Source organism: Salmonella sp. SJTUF14076, from assembly GCF_015534835.1.
GTDB lineage: Bacteria > Pseudomonadota > Gammaproteobacteria > Enterobacterales > Enterobacteriaceae > Salmonella > Salmonella enterica.
Genome location: NZ_CP064674.1, coordinates 3,073,750 through 3,086,644, shown reverse-complemented (window position 1 = coordinate 3,086,644; position 12,895 = coordinate 3,073,750). Strand labels below are relative to the sequence as shown.

Sequence of the window (12,895 nt, the reverse complement as noted above, 5' to 3'; positions counted from 1 at the left end):
GAAAAGTCAGCGTAACTGGCTGTCTTTTGAACCTCTACGATTATATCCTGAAAATGTTGCGTTATGTAAATCTTTCTCCTGTTGGCAGGATATGCATAACCGAACGCCCGGTACGGCTTTACGCCGCGCTTCAGGGATAGGGTCGCCGCAAGATTCGCATTCATCGCGACTTTCGCCGTGGGGAAGTTCGCCGCGAGCGCGGGCAACGGCATCTTCAATGGTATTGTTGATTTGTTCATTCACTGCGTCGTCATTTGCCCAGCCGGATGCCATCACGCTCTCCTGATTTTAGGGTACCTGAGGTTAAGTGTAGCGCCGTCAGGTGAAAAAATCGCATCGCGCGATCTTTTCAGACCATGAGCAGAGCCAATGTCATTCAGATATCCGATAAAACGAGCGAGGCAGGGAATTCGCGGTGGTATATTTACCCCGTGGCGTTATACGGGTATCTTACGCCGCTGCTAAAAGGAGAATGCCATGTCCGCCCAGAAACCGGGGTTACACCCGCGCAACCGCCATCAACACCGTTATGATCTCGCCGCACTGTGTCAGACCACGCCGGAATTGACGTCCTTTCTTATCCGCACGCCCGCCGGTGAACAGAGCGTTGATTTTGCTAATCCGCAAGCGGTAAAAGCGCTCAATAAGGCATTGCTGGCGCATTTTTATGCCGTCACTCACTGGGACATTCCGCCAGGATTTTTATGTCCGCCGGTGCCTGGTCGTGCGGATTATATCCACCATCTGGCGGATCTGCTTGGCGAAACGACAGGGAGTATTCCGGCACAGGCAACTATTCTGGACGTGGGCGTGGGCGCCAATTGTATTTATCCGCTTATCGGCGTCCATGAATATGGCTGGCGATTTACCGGTAGTGAAGTCAGCGACGCAGCGATGTCCAGCGCGCAGGCTATCATTCAGGCTAATACGGGGTTAAGCCGCGCCATTCGTCTGCGTCGGCAAAAAGATCCGGCGGCCATTTTTACCGGTATCATTCATAAAAATGAATTTTATGACGCAACGCTTTGTAACCCGCCTTTTCACGACTCCGCCGCCGCAGCCCGCGCGGGCAGCGAGCGTAAGCGCCGCAATTTGGGGCAGAATAAAGATGATGCGCTGAACTTTGGCGGTCAACAGCAGGAGCTATGGTGCGAAGGCGGCGAAGTCGCCTTTATTAAAAAAATGATTGCTGAAAGCCAAACCTTCCGCCGTCAGGTGTTGTGGTTTACGACGTTGGTGTCGCGCGGCGAGAATTTACCGCCGCTTTACCGGGCGTTGACGGAGGCTGGCGCGGTGAAAGTGGTGAAAAAAGAGATGGCCCAGGGGCAAAAGCAAAGCCGCTTTATTGCCTGGACCTTTATGGATGACGACCAGCGTCGCCGTTTTATCACCCGTAAACGCTAAATCGTCGGTTCGCACGGCGGCAGTGAATCAGGCGACGGGCCGCCGGCGGGGGCGGGCAGAACCTGATACGTTTGCACCGGCGCGCGCACATTAGCCAGATCAAAATGCTTTTTCACCTGGCTATCAAGGGCAAAACGCACCGTCCACTGCTTGAGCGGTAGCGTGGTGAACGACACGCGTAAAGTAAACGCCGTGTTCGTTAAACCGACAATACCGGCGAACGTGGGTTCGCCGATAATCAGCCCGCGAATATCCTCCGTCTCCATCAGCGCCGTTACCGCGTCTTTCAGCGCCTGATTCGCTTTATCCGCATCCTCATGGCGATCCACGTCATAGTTGGCGACAACAGAGCCGATACCGCGCACAAAGTTGGCGAAAGTGGTGATCGAGGACCACGGGATAATATGGTATGCCCCGGTATCCTGCCGCACGCCGACGGAGCGAATCGACATTCTTTCGACCGTCCCCGTCAGCGGGCCTATGGTGACTAAGTCGCCGGTATTCATCCCGTTTTCAAACTGAATAAAAACGCCGGTAATAATATCTTTCACCAGAGTTTGCGAACCGAAAGAGATAGCCAGACCTAACGCCCCCGCGCCAGCCAGCAACGGCGCGATATTGACGCCGATTTCCGATAACACGATCATGATGGTTATGGTACTGATAATCACTGCCAGCGCATTGCGGAACAGCGTCAGCAGCGTGCGCGTGCGGGCGCTGGGTAGCGGGCGACCATGAATATCGGAGGCCAGGCGATTCTCAATCAGACTGGCGAGAATCGTCCATCCCACGGCGGAGAAGAATAAGATTAACGCGATACGGATGAGGATATCGACCATCTTTTCCCCCGCGCCATAATGTAGCCAGTGCCAGAAATCGAATAGCCCCCAGGCGTTGAGCAACAGCATAACGGCGACGCAGACGGTCAAAAAGCGTGCGACTTTTAGCGCCGAGGAGAGCCAGCCGTTAAGCCGCTTTTGCAGTTCCGGGTAATTGCGCTGCGTATGGGGCGACAGGGTGATGGTTTTCGCTATCCAGCGGGTAAACATACCGGAGATAAACGCCGTGATGCCAATAATCGCCAGACTGCGCACGGTCGCGCCCATCATAAACTTCAGGCTATTGCCTGGGTCGAATAACGAGAAGAAAAACAGCACGATAAAGTAAGCGCTGGCCAGCCAGTGCCACACCAGCGCAAAGGCGCGGATAAACAGGCTAAAAAAGGCTAATGATCGTTCCGCCAGACTTAATAAATGTTGCGTAATCTCCGCTTTGTTTTTAAAGATCAGGTACAGCGCCCAGATGGTGATGCAGAGCATGATCGCCACGTTCGCCATCGCCCCGACCTGAACATTCACCTGGTTGGAAATAATCGGAACGGCAACAATTAGCCCATAGCCAATCAAACTGCTAAGGGAACTCATACGGCGATTCCAGTAACGCGCTGTCGCATCCTGAATCGCGAATGGGCGTAATTCCGGTACATTAGGGCAAAAAATAAGCCGCAGAATCGCTTTAAAGAACTCTATCAGCGCGAAGGCATTCAGGAACAGGCTTTGCTGAAAAGCGATAGTTCGACTTCCGGCATGGAAATTATCACTGAGCATCTGACCGATAAATAAGGTGAGCGCCAGTAGCAACAGGTCGATAATAAACGCGCCGGCGATCATCGCCGGGAGCTGTAACCAGTTGCTGCGTTCACGGTTTTTCTTGCGCGCCCACAGGCCCATTTTTCGATATAACGGCAGGGCGCAAAGCCGTATCACGCTATAAAAACCAAATACCGCGACGGCCAGAAATAAAAAGTGGGTTAACGCGTTGGTGAAGGTTTGAGAGTTAAACGGCTTGTGCGGCGCATCGGTGATGTTGCGATAAAGCTGGGCGAAACGGGTAGCGAAAGCATCGCCGTACTGACGGGTAACGGTGGTGACGTTCTCCAGTACCGTTTTCTCATCTTTGGCCGCAGGCGGCGCAAGCGCTGGCGCCGGCTCGGTCGGCGGCGTGGTTGAGGCTTCGCGGAGTTGCACTATCAATTCGTTACGTGAAGCCTCGTTCTCCAGTACGTCAGCCAGGGCCGCATAGGCCGCTTTTTTTTGTTCAGGACTGGGCTCTGGCGCTGCTTGCTGGCTGGTTGATGTCCCCGTGGTCACGCCGGGTATGGCGACCGCATGGGCAGGCGCGCCCAGTAGACAAAAAAGGATGAACAGGGTCCACCGCATGACTCCTCCAGTGAGAAAAGAGACGCAAAACACTAAGTATAGATGGCGCAGGGGAGGGAAAATGAAATGGGACTATTCCATGATGCCCTCCCTGCCGCAGGGCAGGAAGGGCGATATCTCAGGAGACGTGCTGTAAAAATTCCTGTAAACGTGGGCTTGGCGGGTTTTCGATCAACGCCTGCGGACTGCCATCTTCGGCAATACGGCCTTTATCGATAAAAATCAGCCGTGAGGCGACTTTTTCGGCAAAGCCGATTTCGTGAGTGACAATGACCATGGTCATGCCTTCTTCCGCCAGATCCTGCATGACTTTCAGCACTTCATGGCGCAGTTCAGGGTCCAGAGCGGAGGTTGGCTCGTCAAAGAGCATCATTTTCGGCTTCACTGCCAGCGCTCGGGCAATGGCGACGCGCTGTTGTTGACCGCCGGAAAGCTCGGAGGGGTAGTGGTGCGCCCGTTCCGCCAGTCCAACTTTCGCTAACAGAGCTTTCGCCTGTTTTTCCGCTTCTTCTTTCTTTACGCCGCGCACGCGTAGAGGACCGAACATTACGTTTTCGAGCGCGGTCAGATGCGGGAACAGATAAAACTGTTGAAACACCATGCCGGCTTCCTGGCGAATCAGCCGTTCGTCTACTTTAGGATCGTTGACTTTCAGACCATCGACAATCAGATCACCGGAGGTGATCTCTTCCAGTTTATTGATACAGCGTAATAACGTGGATTTACCCGAACCGGAAGGGCCGATAATCACAACCACTTCGCCCTGACGGATGTTTAAATCAATGTTATGCAGCACCTGGGTGGGGCCAAAGTGCTTGGAGACGTTTTTAAATTCAATCACAGGATTTTCATCCTTCTTTCAAGACGACGCAAAATAAAGCTCAGCACCAGCGTAATGATCAAATAGAAGACGGCCACGGCGCTCCAGATTTCCAGGGCGCGAAAGTTACCGGCAATAATTTCCTGGCCCTGACGGGTCAGCTCGGCTACGCCGATAACAATAAACAACGAGGTGTCTTTGATGCTAATGATCCACTGATTGCCCAGCGGCGGCAGCATACGGCGCAGAGCAAGCGGTAAAATAACATGGCGGATGGTTTCCCGGCGAGAAAGGCCCAGCGCCAGACCCGCTTCGCGAAAACCTTTGTGAATGGATAGTACTGCGCCGCGAGTAATTTCCGCGATATAAGCGCCGGAGTTAATCATAATTGTCACGACCGCTGCGCTGAACGGATCAATACGCAAATCATTAAATGCCATCGGCAGGGCAAAGTAGATAAACATGACCTGGACAACGATAGGCGTGCCGCGAATAATTTCAATGAAAACCAGGGCGATGTGGTTAGCGAACCAGCCGCCAAACGTACGGGCAAAACCTGCCGCCAGTCCAATAACCAGGCCGCCAGCCAGACCGAGGACCGAGATCCACAGGGTCATTTTAGCGCCCTCAAGCAAAAGCGGAATGGCGGGCCAGATGGCGCTCCAGTCAAACTGCATATGTCGTTCCTGTTACCGTGGTGTAAATAGTCAAATGCTCTATCCGGCGCGGAAATGGCGTGAAAGTGTCTTATCCGTCACGGAAAAGAGCTGTAGGCCCGGTGAGCGTCCTCACTACCGGGCCACAAGCCAACATCAGGTCGTTTTATTTAGGTTCTGTACCGAACCATTTTTTGTAGATTTCGTTATAGGTGCCATTCTCACGCAGCGTTTTCAGCGCGCCGTTGACTTTCTCGCGCAGTTCATCGCTGCCTTTCGGGAAGGCAACTCCGTATTGCTGTGCTTCCAGTGATTCGCCTACCGCCTTGAACTGGCCGTTGCCTGCGGTTTTGATAAAGTACAGGATGTTCGGCGTATCGTGCAGAACGGCGTCTGCGCGGTTGGTGCCTAATTCCATGTACGCGTTATCAATGTTCGGGAACTGACGCAGGTCTTTGGTTTTGATATTCGCTTTCGCGTAATCCACCGACCCAGTTCCGCTCTTCACGGCAACGACTTTGCCATCGAGGTCTTTAACGCTTTTAATGTCGTTATTGTTGGCTTTCACCATCACGAGCAGACCGCTTTTGTAATAGCCATCGGAAAAGTCGATCGCTTTTTTACGCTCGTCCGTAATCGTAATACCCGCCAGCGCCAGATCGATATTTTTGGTTTGTAATGCCGGAATAATGCCGCTGAAATCCATCGGTTTCAGGGTGTAGTCCAGCTTCAGTTCTTTCGCGATAGCGTCCCACAGATCAACATCAAAACCGACGTATTTGTCGCCCTGTTTAAATTCAAACGGAACGAACGCCGTATCGGTTGCCACAACGAGTTTCTTATCCGCGGCGTGCGAAGACACCGCAAAAGCCAGGGTAAGTGCAGCTAGTGAAACTTTTAATAGAGACTTCATAGCATTTCCTTTTCTATCCACGGGGCGATCCCCTGCGAGAACATGTAGCGTAATGAAAAAATCATGCCAATTATGTAACTCATTGTTTTAACAGAAGCGTGAATCATTTCTGTGCACAATAAGTCGGGCAAAACCAGTATGCCGCACCGTTTTGGGGCACTGATTTAGTGCATGAATAACAAAGTAGAGATACAGGGTCTATTTAGCGTAAAAATTGTTGTTAAAACAATCTTTAATTAACGATTGTGTGATGTAATTATTACAAATAATTCACTTTTATCGAGGGGGAGTACAAGACGCGTGCACTATTTAAGTGCAAAACCCCTGTGCCAGGCAGGGGTATAGGGATGACTTATATACCTGTGTACATCAAGTTGCAGGTGCGTTCGCTTCAGTGACCGACGGAAGTCAGGCTCCTGCGGATTCGCTGCGTTTGTACCTTCCTGCAACTCGAAGTATTCAGGGTAGAGATAGATTTATTCGATGTTGGATTCGATAAACCACAGGAATTTATCGAGGTCGCGTGATGCGGCGGTAAAGATATCGGCAGTGTCTTCATCTTTGGCTTCACCGATAGCTTTGCGAACATCATTAGCGACAACAGCGTAGCGATCGGCCAGTTCTTTTAAGTGATCCTGCACGTTATGGATGTCGAGCGGATAGCTTTTCAGTGGAGTTTTGCTGTTGATAACTTGCGTGGTGCCTAACGCTACACCGCCAAGCTGTACGGCGCGCTCGGCCATAGTATCCAGATGATCGGTCAGTGCGGTACGGAAGCCATCCAGCATCTCATGAACGGCAATAAAGTTAGCACCGCGCATGTTCCAGTGGGCCTGTTTCGTGATAAGCGACAGGTCAATGAACTGGATCACCTGACGATTAAGCAACTCAACCGTCGCTTTTTTATCGCTCTCTGATACATCGTTACGGGTATAAAGCAGATTAGACGCTTTTGTTTTTACCAGTTTAGCGGTACTCATAATCTCATATCCTCTTGATGTTTGTGTCCCAGGTAATTAACGAAAATAAGTATAGCACCGGTTTTTAACTTTGCTTTTTTGAATTTACCTATCACTTTAATAGTACAGACAAGATTTAATATTTATTTTTATTGTAAATCAATTAGTTAGACGGGTTTGTTGTTTGGTGGGTAATAATTCTCATTTTAATGTAAAAAATGAGAAAAAATATGACAAAAAATGACGAAGTAATAGCGCGATAATAAAAGGTGAATAACGAGGTGATATTCTGCATGATTATGCACATCATGCAGAATAAGAAACTATTTTACGTCAACTTGTTTAATTTGCGGTTCGCGGCGAATCGTTAGGGTAGAACCCATTGAGGCGGCAATGATGGCGCACAGGGCCATGATTTGTATGCCCGTAAGCGTTTCGCCCAGAAAAATCATCCCGGAAACGGCGGCCAGCGCGGGTTCCATGCTCATCAGCGTACCGAAGGTGCGGGTTGGCAGGCGCGTCAGCGCAATCATTTCCAGTGAATAAGGCAGCGCCGTAGAAAGCACAGCGACCGCTAACGCTAAGGGAAGAATCGACCAGTGCCATAGCGCATCGCCAGCCTGAACTGCGCCAATCGGCACGAAAATGATGGCGGCAATCAGCGAGCCTACCGCCACCGTGGCCGGACCATGTTCCGCGCCTGCTCGCTGGCCGGTAAGAATATAGACAGCCCAACAGGCGCCAGCGCCGAGCGCTAACGCGGCCCCGGTAAGATCGACGTGAGACATATCTTGCCCTAATGGCAGCAGGAACCAGAGCCCAAGCACAGCCAGTACGACCCAAATAAAATCTACCGGCCGCCGGGATGAAAACAGCGCGACCGCCAGAGGGCCGGTAAATTCCAGCGCGACCGCAATACCCAACGGCACCGTCTGAATCGACAGATAGAATAGATAGTTCATCCCGCCCAGCGACAGACCATAAAACAGTAAAGGCAGCCGCTGCTCTTTGGCAAAACGCAAACGCCAGGGTTTGAAAAAGGCGATAAGGATAAGCGTTCCCAACGCCAGACGAAGCGCCGTTACACCCGGCGCGCCGACAAGAGGAAATAACGATTTTGCCAGTGAAGCGCCACTCTGAATAGAGGACATGGCAATGAGCAAAACCAAAATGGGCAACCAGACTGGTAGTTTACGTGTTGACCCCGGCATCCTTTCTCCTGTCAAAAAATGTCAGTACGAGTAAAGGTGGCAGTGTAATGGAAATTCCCCGGAGCGGTTGAGGATTCGTTGAAAAAAAATTTCCAGGATTCCATAAAATGAACTTAAATTGATGGATAAATAGACTGTTAGTTTAGGAATAATCTGGATGAATGTATCGCGCCGCACGCGCATTATTGGTGCAATCAGCCGGAAAAATGATGTTAATTGAATAAGATAGCGCGATATGGAAACGTTCTGTTACATGAAAGGCGCCCTTAGACACCGTGAATCGCAAAGAGTTTCCCATTAATTTTTGATATATTTAAAACTTAGGACTTACTTGAAGCACATTTGAGGTGGTTATGAAAAAAATTGCATGTCTTTCAGCACTGGCCGCTGTTCTGGCTTTTTCCGCAGGTACTGCAGTAGCTGCTACTTCTACCGTTACCGGTGGTTACGCTCAGAGCGACGCGCAGGGCGTAGCGAATAAAATGAGCGGTTTCAACCTGAAGTATCGTTACGAGCAGGACGACAACCCGCTGGGCGTAATCGGTTCCTTCACCTACACCGAAAAAGATCGTACTAACGGTGCGGGCGATTACAACAAAGGTCAGTACTACGGCATCACTGCCGGCCCGGCTTACCGTCTGAACGATTGGGCGAGCATCTACGGTGTAGTCGGTGTGGGTTACGGTAAATTCCAGACGACCGATTACCCAACCTACAAACATGACACCAGCGATTATGGCTTCTCCTATGGCGCTGGTCTGCAATTCAACCCGATGGAAAATGTTGCTCTGGACTTCTCTTACGAGCAGAGCCGTATTCGTAGCGTTGACGTTGGCACCTGGATTGCTGGCGTGGGTTACCGCTTCTAATCACGTCGGTGAAAATGAAAAATCCGCCTTTCGGGGCGGATTTTTTTTGCCTGAAACGTGCATTATTTTAGTGAAAAAATATCGCTGCCCAGATGGTTATAGTCCACTTTCTGTAATTTGAAATTGGTGATATAAACGGGCCCGGCTTTCTGTTCCGAAATAAATCGATAGCGATTTTTGATCTCTTTAGCGCTAATTCCTGTCCATTGCGAGAAAAAACTCAGGAAATCGTTCGCGGAACGGCGAGCTTTAATGATCCGATGCGCTTTACTGTCGCTGGATAGCACCATAAACGGCACCTGGAAGTTTTGCTGGAATTTGTCGTCATGCGCCAGGTACTGTACCGCTTTGCCGCGCTCTTTAAACGCCAGCCCGTGATCGGAGAAATAGACGAGCGAAAAACTGTCGCCGCTATGACGAAGCTGAGTATAGAGCTGACGGAGCAAATCGTCGGTTTGCGTCATGGTGTATAAATAACAAGACGTCTCTTTCGACTGGACAAACGTCGCGTATTTTCCCTGAGTGCGGTCGCAGGCCTGGGGATGCGATCCCATTAAATGCAACACAATCAACTGCGGTTGCGTGCGTTCTGTCGCCAATACCTGCGCCGTCATGGTTAACAGCGCGTCGTCGCGAGTATTTTTATCCGCTTCAAAATCGCCGTTTTTCAGGAAATGCGCTTCATCGGCGCGTTTGGCGATACTGGCGATGGCTGTGTCGTATTCGCCGATTTGCCCCTGATTGGAAAACCACCATGTCTGAAAACCGGCGCGGTTAGCCAGCGTGACGAAGTTATCCTGATACTGCGGTTTGTTATCCACCACGCGATTGAGCGTTAAACCGAGCGATTTTTGCGTTGAGCCGCTGGCGGCGATGTAATCCATAAAGAAGTCGCCATTCACATGGCTGGCGAAGGGGGTATTATCCCAGTGGCCGCCGAAAGCGCCCATGGCATCCCGTCGCGCGCTTTCACCAATCACCACGACATAGATGTGATATCTGGGTTTCACCGCAGTAACCGTCCAGCTATCTTTTATGCCGGATAGCTGCGCCATACGGTGCTGCTCTTCAATGACTTCGTTGTTATTGACGATAACGTCTTTGGCGAAGCGAAAAACCGGATAGCCGGTATCAATAACCTTAAAAACGCCGCCCCACGCCAGATTTTGTACCGGCGCGACGAAAAATGCCGCGACGCTAATCAGCAGGCACAGGCTGTCGAGGCTATTCCAGCGCGGCTTGACCTCTTCTTTTCGGCGGCGAAGCGCAATAATACCCAGCGCAAAAATAAAAAGTCCGGTCAGGTAGCTATACCACGGGAAGATGGTCAGGATTTCGCTCGACTCTTCCATATTGGTGGAGTGCAGCGCCAGCAGCGTATTAAAGTTCGGCGCGCCGTAAGCCTGGCCAAAGGGAAAATAGCAAGCAGCTACCAGCGAACAGATGCCGAGCAGCGCTTTTTGTCCGCGGGGCAGGTAGCGCCAGAGCAACAGCAACAGGCAGGTAAACGCCGCGGTATAAAGCAGGCTAAAGGGATAGCCGAGCGCGAGGTTAATCAGCAGCGACTGTAAAAAGTAGAGGCCCGCCCACGGGCTTACAGCCCGACGACGGGCGAGAAGTGAATCGATAAGGGTTGAATTCATATGCCACTATTGCAAAAACGCCATGTGCTAACCCTGGCGCGAAGGGTCATTACCTGCCTGATTATGCGTAAAAAAGGTATTGGGTTCGCAACGGCGAGTCGCAAAATATTCAGGGCTGCCAGAAGATAGAGCGTGCGGGTAAGAAGGTCAACCGCCGGAAAGAAAATGTTTTGCGAAGAGAATAGCAAAACCACAAAAAAACAGGGGAAATGGGCGCCATTTCCGTTGAGGATGCAAAATAAAGCGGCGTACCGCACCGCCGCGTTATTTCGTGGAAGGGTTATCCTGCTCCGGTTTGCCGTTGATCATATCGCACAACATAGAGAGCAGCATTAACCGGACTTTAAAGGGAGAGTGACTGAACACGCGTATACACCTCTTAAATTCGTTCATATAAACCTCCTGATGTTTCTATCCCATCGATCCGTGAGGGATGTCTGCATTACATACAGATATAGCACAGGCTATGTTTTATAGCTATTGCTAAAACGTTAATTTTTTGTGCCCAGACAACTCTGGTTTACAATGAGCGCTCTGTCAGCTGACGCGTTAACGCGTCACAGAAACGAGGAAGCAAAATGGGTCGTCGCGCAGGTACGCCAACAACAAAAAAAGTGACGCAATTGGTGAACGTAGAAGAACACGTTGAAGGATTTCGTCAGGTCAGAGAGGCGCATCGCCGTGAGTTGATAGACGACTACGTTGAGCTGATTTCCGATTTAATTATTGAGGTAGGGGAAGCGCGTCAGGTGGATATGGCGGCGCGGCTCGGCGTCTCCCAGCCGACTGTGGCCAAAATGCTTAAGCGCCTGGCATCGTTAGGATTTATTCAAATGATCCCCTGGCGCGGCGTTTTTCTGACGCCGGAAGGGGAGAAGCTGGCGCAGGAAAGCCGCGAGCGGCACCAAATTGTCGAAAATTTTTTACTGGTATTAGGCGTAAGTCCGGAGATCGCGCGTCGTGATGCGGAAGGGATGGAACACCATGTCAGCCAGGAGACATTGGATGCCTTTTTGGCCTTCACGCAACAGCATGGAACATCTGCAGAATGAGTCTGGCCTTTTTACGGGCGCTGCGGCGTGACCGTTTTTTTCAGTTGTTGATCATTGTGGGGATGGCGTTAAGCCTGTTTGTTCCTTTTGCGCCCCGCGCCTGGCCTGGCGCGATTGACTGGCACACCATTATTACCCTCAGTGGGTTAATGTTGCTCACTAAAGGCGTTGAGCTGAGCGGCTATTTTGATGTGCTGGGACGCAAGATGACGCGCCGATTTCATACCGAGCGGCAACTGGCGATGTTCCTGGTGCTGGCTGCGGCGGCGCTGTCGACCTTTCTGACAAACGATGTCGCGCTGTTTATCGTTGTGCCGCTGACGATAACGTTAAAAAAACTGTGCGCGATTCCGGTCAACCGATTGATTATTTTTGAAGCGTTGGCGGTGAACGCCGGTTCGCTGCTGACGCCTGTCGGTAATCCGCAAAATATTCTGTTGTGGGGACGCTCCGGCTTAACCTTTGCTGAATTTAGCGGGCAAATGGCGCCGCTTGCCGTCATGATGATGCTGACGTTACTGCTCCTGTGCTGGTTTTGTTTTCCGGGTAGGGCGTTACAGTATCATACCGGTACGCGTTCGCCGCAGTGGCAGCCCCGTCTGGTGTGGAGTTGCCTGGCATTATATGTCGTTTTTCTTACCGCGCTGGAGCTCAGGCAAGAGTTATGGGGACTGGTGTTGGTGGCGGCTGGGTTTATTGTGCTGGCGCGCAGGGTTATAGTCAGCGTGGACTGGACGCTGCTGCTGGTATTTATGGCGATGTTTATTGATGTCCATCTGCTAACGCAATTGCCGGCGTTGCAGGGCGTTTTCAACCAGGTTGGCGCACTGTCTCACCTGGGACTTTGGCTAACCGCTATCGGCTTGTCTCAGGTTATCAGTAATGTGCCCAGTACCATTCTCCTGCTGAACTATGTACCGGCCTCGACGCTGCTGGCGTGGGCGGTGAATATCGGCGGGTTTGGTCTGCTGCCGGGGTCGCTGGCAAATCTTATTGCTTTACGGATGGCGAACGATCGCCGAATCTGGTGGCGGTTTCATTTCTATTCGCTGCCGATGCTGGCATGGGCGGCGCTGGTGGGATATGGATTATTGCAACTGATGCCGTAAGAGAAGCCCGATAGTATCTATCGGGCTTCGCAGGCAGAGT

The 12,895-nt window shown here is 51.3% G+C and carries 13 protein-coding genes; 4 read left to right on the top strand and 9 right to left on the bottom strand.

The genetic code is table 11. The features are described 5' to 3' along the window. Positions 1–6: 6 nt before the first annotated feature. Complete coding sequence (locus HU143_RS15060) at positions 7–273, bottom strand: DksA/TraR family C4-type zinc finger protein (protein ID WP_000146332.1); 267 nt, start codon at positions 271–273, stop codon at positions 7–9. Positions 274–477: 204 nt separating this feature from the next. Between HU143_RS15060 and rlmF the strand changes: the two genes are divergently transcribed. Next, positions 478–1,404, top strand: a complete 927-nt coding sequence (gene rlmF, locus HU143_RS15055; protein ID WP_001275964.1) for a 23S rRNA (adenine(1618)-N(6))-methyltransferase RlmF — start codon at positions 478–480, stop codon at positions 1,402–1,404. On the opposite strand, the gene ybiO is transcribed toward rlmF, so the two are convergent. From ybiO to rhtA, 6 genes are all read right to left on the bottom strand, one after another. Then, positions 1,401–3,623 carry a mechanosensitive channel protein gene (gene ybiO / locus HU143_RS15050; protein WP_023227189.1) on the bottom strand — a complete coding sequence of 741 codons (2,223 nt, stop codon included), beginning with the start codon at positions 3,621–3,623 and terminating at the stop codon, positions 1,401–1,403. The two genes, rlmF and ybiO, sit on opposite strands and share 4 nt — an antisense overlap. Positions 3,624–3,741: 118 nt before the next feature. Further along, entirely contained in the window at positions 3,742–4,464 is a 723-nt protein-coding gene (gene glnQ, locus HU143_RS15045; RefSeq protein ID WP_000569093.1) for a glutamine ABC transporter ATP-binding protein GlnQ, read from the bottom strand. After that, positions 4,461–5,120 carry a glutamine ABC transporter permease GlnP gene (gene glnP, locus HU143_RS15040; RefSeq protein WP_001159076.1) on the bottom strand — a complete coding sequence of 220 codons (660 nt, stop codon included), beginning with the start codon at positions 5,118–5,120 and terminating at the stop codon, positions 4,461–4,463. Before glnP ends, glnQ begins: the two co-directional genes overlap by 4 nt. Before the next feature lie 145 nt (positions 5,121–5,265). Next, the gene (gene glnH, locus HU143_RS15035; protein ID WP_000838671.1) at positions 5,266–6,012 is read right to left on the bottom strand and encodes a glutamine ABC transporter substrate-binding protein GlnH; all 747 of its coding nucleotides are present in this window, start codon (positions 6,010–6,012) and stop codon (positions 5,266–5,268) included. Positions 6,013–6,488: 476 nt separating this feature from the next. Further along, complete coding sequence (gene dps / locus HU143_RS15030) at positions 6,489–6,992, bottom strand: DNA starvation/stationary phase protection protein Dps (protein ID WP_000100805.1); 504 nt, start codon at positions 6,990–6,992, stop codon at positions 6,489–6,491. 302 nt (positions 6,993–7,294) lie between these two features. Then, entirely contained in the window at positions 7,295–8,182 is an 888-nt protein-coding gene (gene rhtA / locus HU143_RS15025; protein ID WP_195184456.1) for a threonine/homoserine exporter RhtA, read from the bottom strand. Positions 8,183–8,535: 353 nt separating this feature from the next. Between rhtA and ompX the strand changes: the two genes are divergently transcribed. Further along, positions 8,536–9,051, top strand: coding sequence for an outer membrane protein OmpX (ompX, locus tag HU143_RS15020; RefSeq protein ID WP_000716763.1), 516 nt, complete (start codon positions 8,536–8,538; stop codon positions 9,049–9,051). 62 nt (positions 9,052–9,113) lie between these two features. On the opposite strand, the gene HU143_RS15015 is transcribed toward ompX, so the two are convergent. Continuing rightward, the gene (locus HU143_RS15015) at positions 9,114–10,694 is read right to left on the bottom strand and encodes a phosphoethanolamine transferase (RefSeq protein WP_001089315.1); all 1,581 of its coding nucleotides are present in this window, start codon (positions 10,692–10,694) and stop codon (positions 9,114–9,116) included. 264 nt (positions 10,695–10,958) lie between these two features. Beyond that, positions 10,959–11,087 (bottom strand): manganase accumulation protein MntS, encoded by a 129-nt coding sequence (mntS, locus tag HU143_RS15010; protein ID WP_001001755.1) that lies wholly within the window; start codon positions 11,085–11,087, stop codon positions 10,959–10,961. A 185-nt stretch (positions 11,088–11,272) separates the two neighbouring features. On the opposite strand from mntS, the gene mntR reads away from it, so the two are divergent. Together mntR and HU143_RS15000 are read left to right on the top strand one after the other, a co-directional pair. Next, positions 11,273–11,746 carry a manganese-binding transcriptional regulator MntR gene (gene mntR, locus HU143_RS15005; RefSeq protein WP_000533542.1) on the top strand — a complete coding sequence of 158 codons (474 nt, stop codon included), beginning with the start codon at positions 11,273–11,275 and terminating at the stop codon, positions 11,744–11,746. Next, the gene (locus HU143_RS15000) at positions 11,743–12,855 is read left to right on the top strand and encodes an anion transporter (protein WP_000050089.1); all 1,113 of its coding nucleotides are present in this window, start codon (positions 11,743–11,745) and stop codon (positions 12,853–12,855) included. The genes mntR and HU143_RS15000 overlap by 4 nt, the downstream gene beginning before the upstream one ends. Positions 12,856–12,895 lie beyond the last annotated feature (40 nt).

Bases quoted from the DNA above. Each gene is read 5' to 3' on its own strand.
- glnH (WP_000838671.1), bottom strand. From the start codon at position 6,012: ATGAAGTCTCTATTAAAAGTTTCACTAGCTGCACTTACCCTGGCTTTT.
- ompX (WP_000716763.1), top strand. From the start codon at position 8,536: ATGAAAAAAATTGCATGTCTTTCAGCACTGGCCGCTGTTCTGGCTTTT.
- mntR (WP_000533542.1), top strand. From the start codon at position 11,273: ATGGGTCGTCGCGCAGGTACGCCAACAACAAAAAAAGTGACGCAATTG.
- rhtA (WP_195184456.1), bottom strand. From the start codon at position 8,182: ATGCCGGGGTCAACACGTAAACTACCAGTCTGGTTGCCCATTTTGGTT.
- dps (WP_000100805.1), bottom strand. From the start codon at position 6,992: ATGAGTACCGCTAAACTGGTAAAAACAAAAGCGTCTAATCTGCTTTAT.
- glnP (WP_001159076.1), bottom strand. From the start codon at position 5,120: ATGCAGTTTGACTGGAGCGCCATCTGGCCCGCCATTCCGCTTTTGCTT.
- HU143_RS15015 (WP_001089315.1), bottom strand. From the start codon at position 10,694: ATGAATTCAACCCTTATCGATTCACTTCTCGCCCGTCGTCGGGCTGTA.
- ybiO (WP_023227189.1), bottom strand. From the start codon at position 3,623: ATGCGGTGGACCCTGTTCATCCTTTTTTGTCTACTGGGCGCGCCTGCC.
- HU143_RS15060 (WP_000146332.1), bottom strand. From the start codon at position 273: ATGGCATCCGGCTGGGCAAATGACGACGCAGTGAATGAACAAATCAAC.
- HU143_RS15000 (WP_000050089.1), top strand. From the start codon at position 11,743: ATGAGTCTGGCCTTTTTACGGGCGCTGCGGCGTGACCGTTTTTTTCAG.
- mntS (WP_001001755.1), bottom strand. From the start codon at position 11,087: ATGAACGAATTTAAGAGGTGTATACGCGTGTTCAGTCACTCTCCCTTT.
- rlmF (WP_001275964.1), top strand. From the start codon at position 478: ATGTCCGCCCAGAAACCGGGGTTACACCCGCGCAACCGCCATCAACAC.